Below are 18,356 nucleotides of genomic sequence, written 5' to 3'. Positions count from 1 at the left end.
CCCGTGAGCGTCTCCGACATCTTCGACCCCGCCGAGTGGACCCTGGCGCCCGGCGCCAAGGGGTACACCGACATCACGGCCCACGTCACGCACGACGGCCGTGTCGCCCGGATCGCGTTCGACCGTCCCGAGGTGCGCAACGCCTTCCGGCCGCACACCGTCGATGAGCTGTACCGGGCTCTCGACATCGCGCGGCAGGACCACCGCATCGGCGTCGTCCTCCTCACCGGCAACGGGCCCAGCCCGAAGGACGGCGGGTGGGCGTTCTGCTCCGGCGGCGACCAGCGCATCCGGGGGCGCGACGGGTACAAGTACTCCGAGGACGAGGACGCCGTGGCCGATCACGGCCGCGCGGGACGGCTGCACATCCTCGAGGTGCAGCGGCTCATCCGGTTCATGCCGAAGGTGGTCATCGCGGTCGTTCCCGGGTGGGCGGCGGGCGGGGGGCATTCGCTCAACGTCGTGTGCGACCTGTCGATCGCAAGCGCCGAGCACGGACGCTTCAAGCAGACGGATGCCGACGTGGGATCGTTCGACGCCGGTTACGGCTCGGCCTACTTCGCGCGGCAGATCGGGCAGAAGTTCGCGCGGGAGATCTTCTTCCTCGCCGAGGAGTACTCAGCGCAGCGGGCGTACGAGATGGGCGCGGTGAATCGCGTCGTGCCGCACGTCGACCTCGAGCGCGAAGCCCTCGCGATGGCCCGCACCATCCTCACGAAGTCTCCCACGGCCATTCGCATGCTCAAGTTCGCGTTCAACGCGGTCGACGACGGCCTGGTGGGCCAGCAGCTGTTCGCGGGCGAGGCCACGCGGCTGGCGTACGGCACCGACGAGGCCGCCGAGGGGCGGGATTCGTTCCTGCAGAAGCGCGACCCCGACTGGTCGGGCGTCCCGTGGCACTACTGATCCTCGGATGCCGCGGCCCGGTGCGGTCGTGAAGCTCGAGCGGTTGACGTCCGACGGCCCGCGCGACGTGCTGCGGGCGCTCCGCCACGCGGTCCTGGGGGCAGGGCCCGCCGTCGCGCTCGGCGGCGACGCGGTCCTCCCCACCGAGGTGGCCGCCGGAACAGCCGCGGTCATCACCACCTCGGGGTCGACGGGGGTGCCCAAGTCCGTCGCGATCGGACGAAACGCGCTCATCGCCAGTGCGTTCGCGACCTCCGCCCGGATCGGCGAGGGGGCGTGGCTGCTCGCGGTCCCGGCGACCTACGTCGCGGGGGTGCAGGTGCTCGTCCGGGCGCTCGTGAACGGCCGGGAGCCCGCGATGCTCACCGGGCCGTTCCGCCCGGAACCGTTCGCCGCCGCGGCCCTGGGAATGGCGTCGTACGAGAACGGCATCCGCGTCCCGACCTACACCTCCCTCGTGCCGGCACAGCTGCAGCGACTTCTCGACGCCGCCGAAGACGATTCCGACGTCGCCCGCGCGCTGCGGTCGTTCGAGGCCATCCTCGTCGGCGGCCAGGCCCTCGCTCCCGCCCTCCGGGAGCGCGCCCAGACCGCGGGGGCGCGGATCGTGCGCACCTACGGCTCGACCGAGACCTGCGGGGGATGCGTGTACGACGGGCGAGCGCTCGACGGGGTGAAGGTCGCGATCGTCGACGGCGAGGTGCGCATCTCCGGTCCCACCCTCGCGGACGGCTACGTCGGCGACCCGGATCGCACGGCCGAACTCTTCCCCGTGGATGCCGACGGCGCCCGGTGGTACCGCACAGGAGACGGCGGTGACCTGGCCGACGGTGTGCTGCGGGTCACCGGGCGGCTCGACAACGTCATCGTCTCGGGTGGGGTCAACGTCTCGCTCGACCGCGTCGAGGCGGCGGTGCGTGGCATCCCCGGCTTGGAATCGGCCGTCGTGATCCCCGTCGACGACGAGCGCTGGGGCCAGGGGTCCGCGGTCATCGCACCGCACCGTCCGGGCCTCGACGAGGGGAGGACCCTCGATCTCGTGCGCACCGAAGTGGCCGCCGTGATCGGGCCGGTCGCCCGCCCGGCACGTCTCGTGCTGGTCGATGCCGTGCCGCTCCTGGCATCCGGCAAACCCGACCGTGCCGCCCTGCGAGCCCGGTTCGGCCCCGCGAAGAATTAGGCTTTCCCTCCGTGGCAGCACAGTCTCGCAAGCGCTCGCGTCCCGCCCCGAAGCGGCGTCCCGGGGGAAATCCCCAGAAGGCCCACCGACCCGTTCCGCGCGCGGCGACCCCCGCGACCGCGCGCGATTGGATCGGCGCCGCTCGGCTGCGCACCCTGCCGCTGGCGATCACGCCCGTGCTCATCGGCACGGGAGCGGCGACCCTCGTCGACGGTCAGCTCCACTGGGTGATCGCGCTCGCGTGCCTCGCGGTCGCCTTCGCGCTGCAGATCGGCGTCAACTACGCCAACGACTACAGCGACGGCATCCGCGGCACCGATGACGTCCGGGTCGGGCCGGGCCGGCTCACGGGCGGCAAGAAGGCGAAACCGCGCACGGTGCTGATCGTGGCGTTGGCGTTCTTCGCGCTCGCCGCGCTCGTGGGTCTCGCGCTCGTCATCCGCACCGGGCAGTGGTGGCTCATCGCCGTGGGCGCCGCGTGCATCGTCGCCGCCTGGTTCTACACCGGTGGCAAGCGGCCCTACGGCTACAACGCCCTCGGAGAGGTCTTCGTCTTCGTCTTCTTCGGCCTGGTCGCCACCCTCGGCACGACGTGGCTCCAGGTGCAGTCGCTGCCGCAGGAAGCGTGGTTCGGTGCCGTGGCCGCCGGCCTTTTCGCGTGCGCGGTTCTGCTGCCGAACAACCTCCGCGATATCGACCAGGACCGTCTCGCGGGCAAGCGCACCCTCTCGGTGCTCATCGGCCGACGCGCGACGCAGGTGCTGTTCAGCGTGTTCGTCCTCGTGCCCTTCGCGATCTCGGTGTTCCTCGCGCTGGTGTACCCGATCGCGTGGCTGACGCTCCTGGCTCTGCTCGGCGCGCTGTCGGCGATCCTCATCGTCTGGACCTACCGGGCGCCGCGCGAGCTCATCGTCGCGCTTCAGGTGACGAGCTTCACGTCGGTCGGCTACGGCGCGATCCTGTTCTGGGCGTTCGTGGCCTGACCCGCGAAGCCGGCCTCAGCGTTCGGAGCCGGGGCGCTCGTCGCTCGTCGAGTCCACGACGGCGTCCTCGACGTCGGCATCCGTCTCCGCCCCGGTGCGGCGGTTCGCGGCGCGGCGCTCCGCGCGACGGGCGGCGAGGTCGCCGGTCACCTGATCGAGGGGGCGCCGGAGGAACAGCAGCGACAGGCTCAGACCGATCAGCGCGGCGAAGACGGCCGCCAACCACGGCAGTTCCCGGAAGATCGGGAACAGCAGCAGGATGCCGAGGGGCACCAGGAAGGCCAGCAGGCGCAGCACCGTGTAGACCAGGGCGGAACGGGCACGCATATTCCTAGCTTACGACCGCCGGCTGACACCCCGGCGCCCGGCCGGTGTCCAGGCAGCGCCGGTAGAATCGGGTCATGGCACGCCTGTTGCTGATCCTGGCGCTCGTGGCGATCGCATTCTGGGTCTACACGATCGTCGATTGCGCCGTTCAACCGGCCGCACGCCATCGCGGGGTCAGCAAGCCCGCCTGGATGGTGATCGTGATCCTGGTTCCGGTGCTGGGCGGCATCCTGTGGTTCCTCATCGGTCGCGGCCGCGCCGGCCGCCCCGTCGTACGGCGTGCGCCCGACGACGACCCCGAGTTCCTCGGCGGGTTGTCCGCGCGTGCTCGCGCCGACCAGGACGAGCGGATCCGACGTCTCGAGGAAGAACTCGCGCAGCTCGACTCCGCCGCCGACGACCCCCGCGACAAGCGTCCGCCCGCCGAGCCCGACGGTGACGCCGATGGTGACCCGGGCAAGGGCGACGACGACACCCGCGGTCAGCGCGGCGCCGTCGGCTGACCGTGGCACGAGAGGAACGGGGCTCCGCGGCCCCGGCGACCGACGCGGCCGCCGCGCTCCTGGCCGGTCTCGTCTCTCGCGGAGTCCGGCACCTGGTCGTCAGCCCCGGGTCCCGCTCGCAGGCGCTCGCGCTCGTCGCCGCCGACCTGGAGCGGGCGGGGATCGTGCGGCTGCACGTCCGCATCGACGAACGCGTCGCGGGCTTCACCGCGTTGGGGATCGGCCGCGAGACCGGCGTTCCCGCCGCCGTGATCTGCACGTCGGGGACGGCTGTGGCGAACCTCCTGCCGGCCGTGTTGGAAGCCCACCACGCGGGTGTGCCGCTCATCCTCCTCACCGCCGATCGCCCGCCCGAGCTGCGCGGGGTCGGAGCGAACCAGACCACGCGCCAACCCGGGCTCTTCCGCTCGGCGGCGCGCTACGAGGCCGACCTTCCCGTGCCCGAGGACGTGGATCCGGATGCCGGGGGCAGCCAGACCGCCGTCTTCGATGAAGCCGCTGCGACGGCGCTGGCCGCGGCGCTGGGGGAGGGCGCCCGGCCCGCGGGGCCGGTGCACCTCAACGTCCCGCTGCGCGAGCCCCTCGCCGGGGCCGCCCCGCGGTGGCTCGTCGACCGCGCCACGCGTGCCGCAGCCTCGGAAGACGCCGCGGCCGACGAGGGCGACGCCTCGGGCGCGCATTACCAGGGCGGCGGGGGAATCGGTATCGCCGACCTCCCGCCCGAGCCCGAGGCGCCGTACGTGCTCGAGTCGGGACCGCGAACGATCGTCGTCGCGGGAGCGGATGCCGGCCCCGCCGCGGAGGAGCTGGCCCACCGGGGCGGTTTCCCGCTCGTCGCCGAGATCGTCAGCGGGGCGCGCTTCGGACGCTCCGTGGTCCACGCGTACCGCGCTCTGCTGCGCGAGCCCGAGCTCGGCGGGCGGGTCGAGCGCGCGGTCGTGTTCGGTCACCCGACCCTGAGCCGCGAGGTGGTGCGTCTGCTCTCGCGGGAGGACGTCGAGGTCATCGCCGTCCGAGGCCCGGGGGAGCCGGTCAATCTCAACGGGGCCACCCACGCGGTGGACGCCGTGCGGGCCGCCGGTGCCGAGGATCGCGCGTGGCTGGGGGAGTGGATGCGGGCGTCTCGCGCCGCCGCCGTCGACCTCAGCCCGCCCGCCCCCGACGCGGACGGTCTTTCGTCGGCTGTCCCGCACGAGCGCCTGGGCGCGATCAACGCCGAGGTCGAGGTCATGCGCGCGCCGATCGACCGCGCGACCCTGGTCGACGCGCTGTGGCGGGCCACGTGGCCCCACGACCGTCTCGTGTTCGGTTCGTCGCGCCTCGTCCGTGTCGCCGACGATCTGCTCGGCGGCAAGAAGGTGGCGGTGCACGCCAATCGGGGGCTCGCCGGGATCGACGGCACCATCGCCACGGCGACCGGTGTGGCCGTGGCCAGTCAGGACGGCGAGCGCCCGGGTGTGACACGCGTGCTCCTCGGCGACCTCGCTTTCCTCCACGACGCCGGGGCGATGCTGCTTCCGCCCGGAGAGGACGAGCCGCGGTTGCAGGTGATCGTGGGCAACGACGGCGGAGGGACGATCTTCGACGGTCTGGAGGTGGCATCCGTCGCCGGCGAGGACGCGATGGAGCGGGTGCAGTACACACCCCAGAACGTCCGGCTCGAGCATCTCGCGCTCGCCTACGGGTGGGAGTACCGCCGTATCACGACGCGGGTCGCGCTCGATCAGGCGCTCACCGCTCCCGTCGGAGGCCGGCAGCTCATCGAGGTGCCCCTGGACCGTTGAGCGCCGTCCGTCAACCACTGGCGCGCACCACCGTCCCCCGCCACGATGTGACGATGAGTTCGCACAGCCGCTGGTCCACGCCCGCCGCCGATGCCCTGAGCGTCGCTCCGGGCTTCCGTCTCGTCGATGTCGACACCCGCGCGACCCCCGGGTACGACGGTGACAAGGATCAGGGCAAGGCGGACCTCGAAGCGGGTGTGGCGCCGCTCGCCGACCTCCAGGAGCGGCTCTTCGCGCAGAGCGTCGCGGGCACCGCCACCGGGTCGGTGCTGCTGGTGCTGCAGGCGATGGACACCGCCGGCAAGGGCGGCATCGTCAAGCACGTCGTCGGGGCCGTCGACCCGCAGGGCGTGGAGCTGGCGTCGTTCAAGAAGCCCACCGCCGAAGAGCTCTCGCACGACTTCCTGTGGCGCATCCGCAAACGCCTCCCGGATGCCGGCCGCCTCGGCGTCTTCGACCGGTCGCACTACGAGGACGTCTTGATCGGTCGCGTCCGCGAACTCGCACCCGCGGACGAGATCGAACGACGCTACGGCGCGATCGTCGCGTTCGAGGCGGAGGCGGCGGAACTCGGCATCCGCGTGGTCAAGGTGATGCTGCACATCTCCAAGGAGGAGCAGCGCGAGCGGCTGGCGGACCGTCTGGAGCGGCCCGACAAGCACTGGAAGTACAACCCCTCCGACGTCGACGAGCGCGCGCTCTGGGACGACTACATGGATGCCTACCAGGTCGCGCTCGAGCGCACGTCGACGCCGCTCGCCCCCTGGCACGTCGTGCCCGCCGACCGCAAGTGGTACGCACGATTGGCCGTGCAACAGCTCCTCATCGACGCTCTCGCCGACATCGACCCGCAGTGGCCGGGCGCCGACTACGACATCGCGACGGAGAAGCAGCGCCTCGCGGCATCCTGAGGTCAGGCCAGGGCTTCCACGATCGGCCGGAACTTCACGCGGGTCTCGAGCAGCTCCGATTCGGGAACGCTGTCGGCGACGATGCCCGCTCCCGCGTACGCCGTGATCGGCGCGGTGGGCGACGACGGGGCCGCGCGGTCGATCTGAGCGCACCGCAGGGCGATCGCCCACTCCCCGTCCCCCGAGGCGTCGATCCATCCGACCGCCCCGGCGTAGCGGCCGCGGTCGAACGGTTCGAGTCGTCGGATGACCTCCATCGCGGCCGCCGTGGGGGTTCCGGCGACGGCGGCGGTGGGGTGGAGCACCGCGACGAGGTCGAGCGCGGATGCCGCCTCCGACAGCTCTCCCTCGACGTCGGTGGCGAGGTGCCAGACGTTGGGAAGCTTGAGCGTGAAGGGCTGTTCGGCCGCGGCGAGCGCCGAGGTGTGCGGCCGGAGGGCCGCGAGCACGCTCTGCACGGCGAACCGGTGCTCCTCCTGGTCTTTCGCGCTCTCGGTCAGGGCGAGAGCCGCGGCGACGTCGCTGTCGGCGTCGCCGCCGCGCGCGACCGTACCGGCGAGGACGCGAGCGGTGACGGTGCCGCTGGACACCGTCACGAGGGTCTCGGGGCTCGCGCCGATCAGCCCGTCCACGGCGAACACCCAGCAGTCCGGGTAGCCCTCGAGGAGAGCGCGGGCGAGCCGCCGCAGGTCGGATCCGGCCGGCACGGTTCCCGTGATGTCGCGCGCGAGCACGACCTTGCCCACTTCGCCGCCGTGCACCGCTTCGACGGCCTGGCGGACGGCATCCTGATACCCCTCGGCGGTCTGCTGGCCGGGGCCGAGGGTGGCCGACCAGTGGGGGCCGAACGGCGACCGCGGTGGCAGGTCGGGCTCGGGTTCGTCGGGGGTGTCGGCGAAGGCGATGCGCGTCACCCACGCGCGTCCGCCGTAGCGACCCACGATCGTGCCCGGGACGCGCAGGACGTTCTCGCGCTCCGACCGCGGATCGAACACGAACGACCCGAACGCCACCAGACCCGTGCCCGGAAGCCGGACCGGATCGTCGACCTCGGCGGCCGCGGCGATGCGCCGCCAGCGGTCGGCGATCGTGGCATCCCCCGGCTGAGCGCCCGTGTACCGCAGCGTCAGAAGGTCGCCGAAGCCCGCGAGCGACTCACCACGGCGGCTCCAGAAGAGCGGGTCGTACCCGGTGGTGTAGCCGAGCACGTCCTCCATCGGGGGCAGCTCGCGCGTGACGACACGCAGACGCGGGACGAGGTCATCCGCCGGTTCCTGCACGTTCCCACAGTAGACCGCGACTTAGACTCGCGGCATGACCTCCCGTCCCGCACCCGGCACCCGGCTCGTGTTCCGCTGGCGCAAATGGGACGGCTCGCCGCACTGGGAGCAGGACTGCGTGTACCTCGGCTCCGATGAGTGGGGCGACTGGTTCGGACAGCGGGTCGGCTGGCGCAGTGTGCGTCCGGGGCGCGAGTTCGTCTGCCGCGAGCCGAACGTGACGCTCGTGCCCGCCAGCGGTGACTGGGCCTTCACCCACAACGCAGCACCGCACCCGGTCGCCGTCTACATCGATCTCGCGTGGGACGCCGGATGGAACGAGGAGGGCGCCCCGGTGGGCGTCGACATGGACCTCGACGTCGTGCGTCGGACCGATGAACGGGGCACGTGGATCGACGACCGCGACGAGTGGGACGATCACCGCGTCCGGTACGGGTACCCGGCCGACGTCGTCACGCACCTCGAATCCGTCGCGGTCGACCTCGAGCGCCGCGTGCGGGCGGGTGAGGCGCCGTTCTCGGACGAGGTGACCGGGCCGTGGCTGCAGCGCCTCGCCGACCTCGCGCAACCCGGGGCCGACGCCGCGGCCCGCGCCTAGACTCGACGCGTGAGCAGCGACCCCAACCGCGCCGATCTCGGCAAGGATCCCCAGCGCGTCAGCGGCATGTTCGACCAGGTGGCCGCGGCCTACGACCGGACGAACTCGGTGCTGAGCCTCGGCAACGACCGGTTCTGGCGCGTCGCGACCCTCCGGGCCGTCGCGCCGCGGCGCGGCGAGCGGATCCTCGACCTCGCCGCCGGCACCGGGACGTCGTCGATGGCGTTCGTCCCGAGCGGTGCGCACGTGGTCGCCGCCGACTTCTCGCGCGGCATGATCGCCGAGGGCCGTCGCCGTCACGGCGACGTCCCGAATCTCGAGTTCGTGCAGGCGGATGCCACCGACCTGCCGTTCCAGGACGGGGAGTTCGACGCGGTGACGATGTCGTTCGGCCTGCGCAACGTCAACGATCCTCGTCGCGCGCTGCGGGAGCTCCGCCGTGTGACGCGGCCGGGGGGACGCATCGTGGTGTGCGAGTTCTCGCATCCGCCGTCCCGGGCGTTCAACGGTGTCTACCGCTTCTACAACGACCGCGTCCTGCCGGTGGTCGCGAAGGCGGTCAGCTCGAACGCCGAGGCGTACGACTATCTCAACGAGTCGATCCGCGACTGGCCGGATCAGCCGACGTTGGCGTCGTGGATGCGGGACGCCGGGTGGGCCGACGTGGCGTACCGGAACCTCACCTTCGGCATCGTGGCCCTCCACCGCGGAGTCAACCCCGGCGCGTAGCCCGGACGATGCGCGCCCTGTCAACCGTCGAGATACCGTCGGCGGCCTGTGACCGCGCCAGGATAGGCTGGAAATCGTGACCCCGAGACCGCCCGCGGCCGGCTCCCGCCTGTCGGGCAAGCTGGGCCTGAGTGACCGCATCTTCGGCGGGCTGCGCGCGCGCACCCTGCTCTCCACCGTCGAGGCCGGTCTCGACCTCGTCGAGAGCACGCTGGAGCGCGAGGTACGCAGCGCCGACAAGCTCGCCGATGTCACCGCCCGCTATCTGTACGAGGCCGGCGGCAAACGGGTGCGTCCCATGCTCGCGATCCTGACGGCGCAGCTCGGGCAGGGCACCACGACCGAGGTCGTCGAGGTCGCCACGGCTCTGGAGCTGACGCACCTGGGGTCGCTGTACCACGACGACGTCATGGACGGCGCAGACAAGCGGCGCGGCGTGCCGAGCGCTCAGACCGTGTGGGGCAACAACATCGCCATCCTCACGGGCGATCTGCTGTTCTCCCGCGCGAGCCAGCTCATGGCGCGCCGCGGTGAGCGCGCGATCCAGTTGCAGGCCGACACGTTCGAGCGTCTCGTGCTCGGGCAGATGCACGAGACCGTGGGCCCGCAAGAGGGCGACGAGCCGGTGGAGTTCTACCTGCGCGTACTCGCCGACAAGACGGGCTCGCTGATCGCGGCGGCCGCCCAATCGGGTGTCATCTACTCGGGGGCTCCCGAGGAGTTCGAGGCACCCATGGTCGTCTTCGGCGAGAAGGCGGGCGTCGCTTTCCAGCTGCTCGACGACGTCATCGATCTGTCGCCCGATCCCTCCGAGACGGGCAAGGTGCCCGGCACCGACCTGCGCGCGGGCGTTCCGACGATGCCGTACCTCCTCCTCGGACACCGCACCGATCAGGCATCCGCCGACCTGCGGGCCCGCATCGACGAGGGGCAGGACCGCATCGCCGCCGGCGCCGACCCGGCGATCCTCGACGACGCGCTCACCGAGCTTCGTGAGCACGAGACCACGCGCGAGACGCTCGACCTGGCCCACCGCTGGTCGCAGGAAGCGATCGACGCGCTCGCTCCGCTGCCGGACGGTGCCGTCCGCGAGGCCCTGACGCGCTTCGCGCGCGCGGTGGCCGACCGCTCCGCCTGACCTTTTCCACACCCCCCGATCACGATCGAGAGGATTCCCATGAAGCTGCGCCTTGCCATCGTCGGAGCCGGACCCGCCGGCATCTACGCCGCCGACATCCTGCTGAAGGCCGAGCGCCAGTTCGACGTGTCGATCGACCTGTTCGAGCAGCTGCCCGCCCCGTACGGTCTCGTCCGCTACGGCGTCGCGCCCGATCACCCGCGCATCAAGGGCGTCATCACGGCCCTGCGCGAGGTGCTCGACCGCGGCGACATCCGGATCTTCGGCAACGTGCGCTTCGGTGAGGACATCACCCTCGACGACCTCAAGCAGCACTACAACGCGGTGATCTTCGCCACCGGCGCCATCCGCGACGCCGATCTCGACATCCCCGGGATCGACGCGAAGGGCTCCTACGGCGCCGCCGACTTCGTCAGCTGGTTCGACGGGCACCCCGACGTGCCGCGCGAGTGGCCGCTGGAGGCCGAGTCGGTCGCGGTCATCGGCAACGGCAACGTCGCCCTCGACATCACGCGCATCCTCGCCAAGCACGCGGACGACCTGCTCCCGACCGAGATCCCCGCGAACGTGTACGAGGGACTCAAGGCATCGCCCGTCACCGACGTGCACGTGTTCGGCCGCCGCGGTCCCGCGCAGGTGAAGTTCACCCCGCTGGAGCTGCGCGAGCTCGGCGAGCTGCGCGACGTCGACATGGTCGTTTACGACGAGGACTTCGACTACGACGAGGCCTCCCGCACCGCCATCGAGACCAACAAGCAGGTCAAGGTCATCGACCGTGTGCTGCAGCAGTGGCGCACCCGCCCGGGCGCGAACAACGCCGGGGGAGAGGCATCCCGCCGCCTGCACCTGCACTTCTGGGCGAAGCCGCTCGAGGTCGTGACGGATGCCGAGGGCCGGGTCGCGGCGCTGAAGTACGAGCGCACACGCCCCGACGCCGAGGGCGGCGTCGTCGGCACCGGCGAGATCCGGGAGGTGCCGATTCAGGCGATCTACCGCGCCGTGGGCTATTTCGGTTCGCCGTTGGCCGACGTGCCCTTCGACGAGCGACACGGAGTCATCCCGAACCACGAGGGTCAGGTGCTGGCATCCGACTCGAACTCGCGGATCCCCGGTCTCTATGCGACCGGCTGGATCAAGCGCGGACCCGTCGGCCTCATCGGCCACACCAAGTCGGATGCCATGGAGACGGTGCGCCATCTCATCAACGACCAGGGCGAGTGGTGGCGGCCGGCCCACCCCGAGGAGGAGGCCATCCCGGCGCTCCTGGCCGAGCGCGGTGTGCGCTGGACCGACCTCGCGGGCTGGCACCGTCTCGACGAGCACGAGATCGCCCTCGGTGCCCCGCACGAGCGTGCCCGCATCAAGGTCGTTCCGCGCGAGGAGATGATCCGGGTCTCGCGCGGCGAGTGACCCGATGTGCTCTCGGGCAGCCCCTCGCCGGGCAGCCCTCGGCGCGAGGGGGGCCAGAGGATCGTTCGGAGGGGTTGAGTGAGCATCGCGGCGATCCTGATGGGTGTCTTCCTCATCGGCGCGGGGGTGGCGGCGTATCTCGGTCGCTGGCGACGATGGGCCTTCGCGCGTCCCGTCTTCTCGTACGCGATCGGTTTCGGCGTGCTCTACATGGGTGTCGGCATGGTGATCTTCGGTGTTCTGACGATGGTCGGAGACGCCGTTCCTCTGGGCGTGGAGCGGGTCGCCGCCGTGGTCGTCTTCGCGCTGATCGCGATCATGCTGCTGTCCCTGTTCTGGTTCCCGTCCTTCCTGACCCCGCGGTGGTTCCGGACCGAGCGGACGGCGCAACGCGGCGCGCGCGGGACGAAGGGCGCTCCCCCGTCCGCCTGACGCCCCGCGCGCGAGTAACACCCATCCCACGGCCGAGGCAACCCTCGCGACCGGAATCGACCCCCGTCGGCAGGATGGAGTGCACGATGGCGGGCGCCGGTGCCCGCGACGACGCGAGGGGGCCGGATGCGAAGAGCCAGACGGATCGTGGCCGGAGTCTCCGCCCTGGCCCTCGCGGGCACGCTCGGCGCGTGTTCCGCCGATGACGGGGTGCCGACCCTCACGTGGTACATCAACCCCGACGACGGCGGTCAGGCCGAGATCGCGGCATCCTGCACGGAAGCCGCAGACGGGGCATACCGGATCGAGACCTCGCTGCTGCCGCGCGACGCCGCGTCGCAGCGCGAGCAGCTCGCCCGGCGTCTCGCGGCCAGCGACCGCTCGCTCGACATCATGAGCCTGGATCCGCCGTTCATCCCCGAACTGGCCGAGCCGGGGTTCCTCGCCCCCGTCCCCGACGACCTGCAGAACACCGACGGGGTCGTGCAGGGCGCCGTGCAGTCCGCGAGTTGGAACGACGAGCTGGTCACGGTGCCGTTCTGGGCCAACACGCAGCTGCTCTGGTACCGCAAGTCGGTCGCCGAAGCCGCAGGCCTCGACATGACGCAGCCGGTCACGTGGGATCAGATCATCCAGGCAGCCGAGGACCAGAGCAAGCAGCTGGGGGTGCAGGGCGCGCTCGCGGAGTCGATGACGGTGTGGATCAACGCGCTCGTGGCCTCGGCGGGCGGCGAGATCCTCGAGAACCCCGACGCCACCCCCGACGAGATGCAGCTGGGACTCGACACCGACGCCGGTCGCGCCGCGGCCGACATCATCGGCCGCATCGGCTCGTCCGGTCTCGGCGGCTCGGGCCTGCCCACGGCCGACGAGAACGCGAGCATGAACCTGTTCCAGGGCGACAACGGCTCGTTCATGGTCAACTGGCCCTTCGTCTACCCGGCGATGCAGGGCGCCGCTCCCGAGGTCGTCGAAGACCTGGGATGGGCCGTCTACCCGCGGGTGGATGCCGGGACTCCCGCCGCACCGCCGGTCGGGGGGATCAATCTCGGCGTCGGCGCGTACAGCGCGCACACCGACCTCGCCTGGCAGGCGGTGGCGTGCATCGTCAGCCCCGAGAACCAGGCGCAGTACTTCGTCACCAACGGCAACCCGCCCTCCAACACCGCGGCCTACGACGACCCCGAGGTGCAGGAGAAGTTTCCGATGGCCGACACGATCCGCGAGTCGCTCGACCTCGGCGCCCCGCGGCCGCAGACGCCGTACTACAACGAGATCTCGATCGGGCTCCAGCGCACGTGGCATCCGCCCAACGCCGTGAACCCCGACACCACGCCGCAGACGTCGACGGACTTCATCCTCGCGGTGCTGAGAGGGGAGAGGCTGCTGTGACCGCCGAAATCGCCGCGGCCGGCAAAGTCCGGACCGACACCGAGGCCACGCCCTCCGCACCGAAGCACAAGAAGCGCCGATCCGACCGTGCGCGCGCCGAGGCTCGCCTCGGCTGGATGCTCGCCGGCCCCGCGTTCGGCATCATGCTGCTGGTCACGCTGTACCCGATCGTGCAGGCGCTGTGGGACTCGTTGTTCAGTCTTCGCCTGACCGCGCCGGACGATCGCGAGTTCATCTGGTTCCGCAACTACGCCGTGATCCTCGGAGACCCGGCGTTCTGGCAGTCGATGGGGGTCACACTCTTCATCACGGTCGTCACGGTGCTTCTCGAACTCATCCTCGGGTTCGGGTTCGCGCTCGTCATGCACCGCGCGATCAAGAAGCTCCGCGGGTTCGCCCGCACCGCGATCCTCGTGCCGTACGGCATCATCACCGTGGTCTCGGCGTTCGCGTTCTTCTACGCGTTCGACATCAACTCCGGCGGCTACGTGAACAGCTGGCTGGCGTGGATCCCCGGTTTCGACGAGAACCTCAACTGGTTCGCCTACCAGGGAACCTCTCTCACCGTGATCATCCTCAGCGAGGTGTGGAAGACGACGCCGTTCATCTCGCTCCTCCTCCTTTCCGGTCTCGCGCAGGTCCCGGGCGACCTGGAGGAGGCCGCGAAGGTCGACGGCGCGACGGCGTGGGAGGTGCTGCGTCGCGTCATCCTGCCGAACATGAAGGCGGCGATCATGGTCGCCGTGCTGTTCCGCACGCTGGAGGCGTTCCGCATCTTCGACAACATCTTCATCATGACCGCGGGTGCCAACGACACCGAGGCGCTGTCGCTCCTGGCCTACAACACCTCGATCGGACGGCTGGAGATCGGTCTCGGCTCGGCGATCTCGGTGCTGCTGTTCCTCAGCGTCCTGATCATCGCGGGGATCTTCATCAAGGGCTTCAAAGTCGACCTGTCCGCAGGGAGGAATGGGTAATGCGCGCGATGACCTGGCCCCAGCGGATCACGTGGATCGTCATCATCGCGGTCGTCCTGGTGTGGTCGCTGTTCCCCGTGTTCTCGATCGCGATGACGTCGTTCAAGACGCCCGCGGGCCTGTTCTCGGGCACGCTGCTTCCGCAGGAGTGGACCCTCGACAACTACGCCACGATCCTCGCCCCCGGCGGCAGCGCGCAGGACCTGTTCCTGCCGGCGTTGCGCAACTCGATCGGCATCTCCCTCATCGCGACGTTCATCGCGGTCGTGCTGGCGACGCTGTGCGCCTACGCCATCGCACGGCTCGACTTCCCCGGCAAGCGGGTCATCCTCACCACGGCGCTCGCGGTGTCGGTGTTCCCGATCGTGTCGATCGTGACGCCGCTGTTCAACCTGTGGCGCGTCGTCGGGCTGTATGACACGTGGCTCGGGCTCATCATCCCGTACCTGTCGCTCACGCTCCCCATCTCCATCTGGACCCTCGCGGCGTTCTTCCGTCAGATCCCGTGGGAGCTCGAGCAGGCGGCGCAGGTCGACGGCGCCACGCCGTTCGAGGCGTTCCGCAAGACCGTGGTGCCGCTGGCCGCGCCCGGCGTGTTCACCACCGCGATCATCGCGTTCTTCATCGCCTGGAACGACTTCGTCTACGGCATCTCGTTGACCTCGACGGATGCCGCCCGCCCGGTGCCGGCGGCGCTGTCGTTCTTCACCGGGGCATCGCAGTTCGAGGAACCCACGGGGGCGATCTCGGCCGCGGCGATCGTCGTGACCATCCCCATCGTCATCGTCGTCGTGATCTTCCAGCGCCGGATCGTGTCCGGTCTCACGCAGGGCGCCGTCAAAGGCTAAGGAGCGAATCCATGGCATCCATCACCCTCAACCGCATCGTCAAGACCTACGACGACGGTTTCACCGCGGTCAAGGGCGTCGACCTCGACATCGCCGACGGCGAGTTCGTGATCCTCGTCGGCCCGTCGGGCTGCGGCAAGTCGACGCTGCTGCGCATGATCGTCGGGCTCGAAGACATCTCGGACGGCGAACTGAAGATCGACGACGAGGTCGTCAACGACAAGGCGCCCAAGGACCGGAACCTCGCGATGGTGTTCCAGAACTACGCGCTCTACCCGCACCTGACCGTGTACGAGAACATCGCCTTCCCGATGCGACTGAAGTCCAGCGACCTCGACGACAAAGAGATCGACGAGCGCGTCCGAAAGGCGTCGAAGCTGCTCGAACTTGACGAGCACCTCGAGCGCAAGCCCGCGAACCTTTCGGGCGGTCAGCGTCAGCGCGTCGCGATGGGACGGGCGATCGTGCGCAACGCCAGCGCGTTCCTGTTCGACGAGCCGCTGTCGAACCTCGATGCGAAGCTGCGCGGTCAGATGCGCACCGAGATCGCGCGACTGCAACGCTCGCTCGGCATCACCACCGTGTACGTCACCCACGACCAGACCGAGGCGATGACGCTCGGCGACCGTGTGGCGGTGCTCCGCCGGGGCGAGCTGCAGCAGGTCGCGAGCCCGCGCGGACTGTACGACCAGCCCGTGAACCTGTTCGTCGCGGGATTCATCGGCTCACCGCCGATGAACTTCCTCAGCGGTACGGTCGACGGCGACGTGCTGCGCCTGCCGTTCGCCGATGTCCCTCTCGACGATCGGCTGCGGGCGGCGGTCGAGGGTCGGGACCTCGTGATCGTCGGTGTCCGCCCCGACGCGTTCGAGGACGCCGATGCCACCGAGCGCGATCTCACGGGCGGCATCACCGCCGATCTCGACATCGAGATGACGGAGTGGCTGGGCGAGGTGCTCTACGCCTACGTGCCGTACGAGACCGACGCGACGGTGAAGGAGAAGCTCTCCGAACTGGACCGCGACCTGGACGGCGAGAGCCTGCGCACCGAGCTCGTCGTGGCCCTGGATGCCATGAGTGCGATCCGTGCCGGCGACACCGCCCGTCTGTGGTTCTCGCCGGACTCTCTGCACCTGTTCGACCCGGAGACAGGCGTCAACCTCACCCGCGACGAAGCGAAGGCCGAGAAGCTGGAGGAAGACGCCCGCTCCGCGCGCAAGCGCGCGCTGGAGCGTGCCAAGGAGCGGGCGGAGCGGGAGAACGCGTCGCCCTCACGCTGACGCGCCGAGCTGCCCGAGCCACAGGTAGAACCCGACGAACAGGCTCGCTCCGACGATCGCGGCGAGACCGCCGGTGACGCTCGGCGCGATGCGCGGGCGGGCCTGCAGGATCGCGGCCGTCATGAGGGCGAGCCCGAGCACGATCTGCAGGATCCAGTACACGGGGCTCGTCGTCGCGGCGACCACCGTCAGTCCGTAGACGCCCTCGCCGAGGAGGACGGCGGCGACCGGCGCCGCGGCGACGGGCTTCCACCCCGCGGGTCCCGACCGCACGAGTGCCGCCGCCACCCCGACGACGGGACCGGCGAGCACTCCCACGATCGTGAACGTGTCCTGGAACGGCTCGGCGTAGTAGTACCCCCGCCAGCCCGAAACGATGCGGTACCCCTCGATGAGCAGCACGAAGGACACGATCCCCAACGCGGCGGCGATCGGCGGCCGTACCCGCGACAGCCAGATCACGCCGAAGGTGAGGATCGTCCACCCTCCCGCCGAGTTCGCGAACGACACCAGGGCGTCCGGCAGCAGCGTCTGACCCCAGCTGGTGAGGCCGCCGAGCGCGAGCGATGCCGCGGCGACGACGAGGGCGGGAACGAGCCAGTGCCGGGGGTGCATGTCTTCACGGTAGGCAGCGGCGGCCGGGCGCGCGTCCTCCCGGAGAGGGTGGTCGTGTCATTCTTCCGATGGATGTCGTCGCCCTAGGCTGAGGCCATGGGGGACTGGCATCCGGACATCCTCGGCGACGGCTTCCAGCAGCGCACGCTGCCGCTCGGCGCGGATGACGAGGGAGAGGTCGTCGCGACGCTCGTCCGCGCGATGCCCCACCCGGGAGCGCGGCTGTTCGGGGCGTGGCGCGAGATCGATGTGCTGTACGTGCACGGGTGGTCGGACTACTTCTTTCAGACGGGTCTCGCGCGCTTCTTCACCGACGGGGGCGCCCGCTTCCACGCGCTCGACCTGCGCAAGTACGGCCGCAGCATCCGCCCCGGCCAGACACGCGGGTACGTTGCGGCGCTCGACGTCTACGACGCCGACATCGAGGCGGCGCTGGATGCCATGGGCACCGAGGGCCAGGGACGGCGCCTGGTGCTCCTCGGCCACAGCACCGGGGGACTGACCCTCACGCTGTGGGCCGCGCGGCATCCGGGGCGCGCGCACGCCGTCGTTCTCAACAGCCCGTGGCTCGAACTGCAGCTCGGTCCCCTGGGGCGACAGGCGCTCGCGCCGATCCTCAACGCCCGTGCCCGCATCGACCCGCTCGGCACCCATCCCGCGGTCGACCTCGGGTTCTACACCCGCGCCCAGCGCGAGGTCGGGTCGCTGCCCGACAGCCCCGACGGGTGGCGCCCCGAGCGCGGCTTCCCCACCCACCCGGGCTGGCTCGCCGCCGTCGTCGCCGGCCACGCGCGGGTGGCATCCGGGGTCGATGTCGGGTGTCCCGCGCTCGTGCTGCTGTCGGCTCGGTCCACCTCCGCGATGGCGTGGAGCGACGCGATGCTGGGGTCGGACTCGGTGCTCGTCGTGGACGACATCGCCCGTGCGGCGACCCGCATCGCGCGGGAGGTGACGATCGCCCGGATCGACGGGGCGCTGCACGACGTGTTCCTGTCGCGGCCCGCGGCCAGGGATGCCGCGTACACCGCGCTCGACCGCTGGTTGGGGTGGCTAGCGTAGAGGG

General features: G+C 70.8%; 19 protein-coding genes. 16 read left to right on the top strand and 3 right to left on the bottom strand.

The window, feature by feature from the left end; all coding sequences use genetic code 11:
- The first annotated feature begins 3 nt into the window (after positions 1-3).
- Genes P5G46_RS06065 through P5G46_RS06055 form a run of 3 tightly spaced genes read left to right on the top strand, consistent with a single transcriptional unit; the run spans position 4 to position 3,069 of the window.
- Positions 4-906 carry a 1,4-dihydroxy-2-naphthoyl-CoA synthase gene (locus P5G46_RS06065; protein ID WP_239277238.1) on the top strand — a complete coding sequence of 301 codons (903 nt, stop codon included), beginning with the start codon at positions 4-6 and terminating at the stop codon, positions 904-906.
- A gap of 28 nt (positions 907-934) precedes the next feature.
- Entirely contained in the window at positions 935-2,086 is a 1,152-nt protein-coding gene (locus P5G46_RS06060) for an AMP-binding protein (RefSeq protein ID WP_408905284.1), read from the top strand.
- Between the two features lie 11 nt (positions 2,087-2,097).
- Positions 2,098-3,069 carry a 1,4-dihydroxy-2-naphthoate polyprenyltransferase gene (locus P5G46_RS06055; protein WP_408905207.1) on the top strand — a complete coding sequence of 324 codons (972 nt, stop codon included), beginning with the start codon at positions 2,098-2,100 and terminating at the stop codon, positions 3,067-3,069.
- A gap of 15 nt (positions 3,070-3,084) precedes the next feature.
- Here the strand turns inward: P5G46_RS06055 and P5G46_RS06050 are convergent, their stop codons facing one another.
- Positions 3,085-3,396 carry a DUF4229 domain-containing protein gene (locus tag P5G46_RS06050; protein ID WP_239277236.1) on the bottom strand — a complete coding sequence of 104 codons (312 nt, stop codon included), beginning with the start codon at positions 3,394-3,396 and terminating at the stop codon, positions 3,085-3,087.
- Between the two features lie 74 nt (positions 3,397-3,470).
- Here P5G46_RS06050 and P5G46_RS06045 point away from each other — a divergent pair, with 74 nt between their 5' ends.
- From P5G46_RS06045 to P5G46_RS06035, 3 genes are read left to right on the top strand one after another with little or no spacing between them, the layout of a single operon-like run.
- Entirely contained in the window at positions 3,471-3,899 is a 429-nt protein-coding gene (locus tag P5G46_RS06045) for a PLD nuclease N-terminal domain-containing protein (RefSeq protein ID WP_408905206.1), read from the top strand.
- A 2-nt stretch (positions 3,900-3,901) separates the two neighbouring features.
- The gene (gene menD, locus P5G46_RS06040) at positions 3,902-5,683 is read left to right on the top strand and encodes a 2-succinyl-5-enolpyruvyl-6-hydroxy-3-cyclohexene-1-carboxylic-acid synthase (protein WP_239277234.1); all 1,782 of its coding nucleotides are present in this window, start codon (positions 3,902-3,904) and stop codon (positions 5,681-5,683) included.
- A gap of 53 nt (positions 5,684-5,736) precedes the next feature.
- Positions 5,737-6,594, top strand: a complete 858-nt coding sequence (locus P5G46_RS06035) for a polyphosphate kinase 2 family protein (protein WP_408905205.1) — start codon at positions 5,737-5,739, stop codon at positions 6,592-6,594.
- 2 nt (positions 6,595-6,596) lie between these two features.
- Here P5G46_RS06035 and P5G46_RS06030 read toward each other — a convergent pair whose 3' ends face one another.
- Complete coding sequence (locus P5G46_RS06030; protein WP_239277247.1) at positions 6,597-7,811, bottom strand: isochorismate synthase; 1,215 nt, start codon at positions 7,809-7,811, stop codon at positions 6,597-6,599.
- Positions 7,812-7,908: 97 nt separating this feature from the next.
- Between P5G46_RS06030 and P5G46_RS06025 the strand changes: the two genes are divergently transcribed.
- The 9 genes from P5G46_RS06025 to P5G46_RS05985 all read left to right on the top strand — a co-directional run bounded on the left by P5G46_RS06025 (position 7,909) and on the right by P5G46_RS05985 (position 16,678).
- Complete coding sequence (locus P5G46_RS06025) at positions 7,909-8,472, top strand: DUF402 domain-containing protein (protein WP_239277232.1); 564 nt, start codon at positions 7,909-7,911, stop codon at positions 8,470-8,472.
- Positions 8,473-8,481: 9 nt separating this feature from the next.
- The gene (locus tag P5G46_RS06020; RefSeq protein WP_408905204.1) at positions 8,482-9,201 is read left to right on the top strand and encodes a demethylmenaquinone methyltransferase; all 720 of its coding nucleotides are present in this window, start codon (positions 8,482-8,484) and stop codon (positions 9,199-9,201) included.
- Between the two features lie 76 nt (positions 9,202-9,277).
- On the top strand, positions 9,278-10,339 hold the full coding sequence (locus P5G46_RS06015; RefSeq protein ID WP_239277231.1) for a polyprenyl synthetase family protein: 1,062 nt from the start codon (positions 9,278-9,280) through the stop codon (positions 10,337-10,339).
- Between the two features lie 39 nt (positions 10,340-10,378).
- Positions 10,379-11,749, top strand: coding sequence for an FAD-dependent oxidoreductase (locus tag P5G46_RS06010; protein WP_239277230.1), 1,371 nt, complete (start codon positions 10,379-10,381; stop codon positions 11,747-11,749).
- Between the two features lie 78 nt (positions 11,750-11,827).
- The gene (locus tag P5G46_RS06005; RefSeq protein WP_408905203.1) at positions 11,828-12,181 is read left to right on the top strand and encodes a hypothetical protein; all 354 of its coding nucleotides are present in this window, start codon (positions 11,828-11,830) and stop codon (positions 12,179-12,181) included.
- A gap of 126 nt (positions 12,182-12,307) precedes the next feature.
- The gene (locus P5G46_RS06000) at positions 12,308-13,573 is read left to right on the top strand and encodes a sugar ABC transporter substrate-binding protein (protein WP_239277228.1); all 1,266 of its coding nucleotides are present in this window, start codon (positions 12,308-12,310) and stop codon (positions 13,571-13,573) included.
- 8 nt (positions 13,574-13,581) lie between these two features.
- Complete coding sequence (locus tag P5G46_RS05995) at positions 13,582-14,550, top strand: carbohydrate ABC transporter permease (RefSeq protein ID WP_375095400.1); 969 nt, start codon at positions 13,582-13,584, stop codon at positions 14,548-14,550.
- On the top strand, positions 14,550-15,398 hold the full coding sequence (locus P5G46_RS05990) for a carbohydrate ABC transporter permease (protein ID WP_239277227.1): 849 nt from the start codon (positions 14,550-14,552) through the stop codon (positions 15,396-15,398). The genes P5G46_RS05995 and P5G46_RS05990 overlap by 1 nt, the downstream gene beginning before the upstream one ends.
- Positions 15,399-15,409: 11 nt before the next feature.
- The gene (locus P5G46_RS05985) at positions 15,410-16,678 is read left to right on the top strand and encodes an ABC transporter ATP-binding protein (RefSeq protein ID WP_408905202.1); all 1,269 of its coding nucleotides are present in this window, start codon (positions 15,410-15,412) and stop codon (positions 16,676-16,678) included.
- On the opposite strand, the gene P5G46_RS05980 is transcribed toward P5G46_RS05985, so the two are convergent.
- Positions 16,670-17,293, bottom strand: a complete 624-nt coding sequence (locus tag P5G46_RS05980) for a DUF6518 family protein (RefSeq protein ID WP_408905201.1) — start codon at positions 17,291-17,293, stop codon at positions 16,670-16,672. The two genes, P5G46_RS05985 and P5G46_RS05980, sit on opposite strands and share 9 nt — an antisense overlap.
- 96 nt (positions 17,294-17,389) lie before the next feature.
- Here P5G46_RS05980 and P5G46_RS05975 point away from each other — a divergent pair, with 96 nt between their 5' ends.
- Complete coding sequence (locus tag P5G46_RS05975; protein ID WP_408905200.1) at positions 17,390-18,352, top strand: alpha/beta hydrolase; 963 nt, start codon at positions 17,390-17,392, stop codon at positions 18,350-18,352.
- Positions 18,353-18,356 lie beyond the last annotated feature (4 nt).

Source organism: Microbacterium mcarthurae, assembly GCF_046064585.1.
Classification (GTDB): Bacteria; Actinomycetota; Actinomycetes; order Actinomycetales; family Microbacteriaceae; genus Microbacterium; species Microbacterium mcarthurae.
Note: the sequence above shows the minus strand (reverse complement) of the source record. Positions and strands in the feature narration are given on the sequence as shown.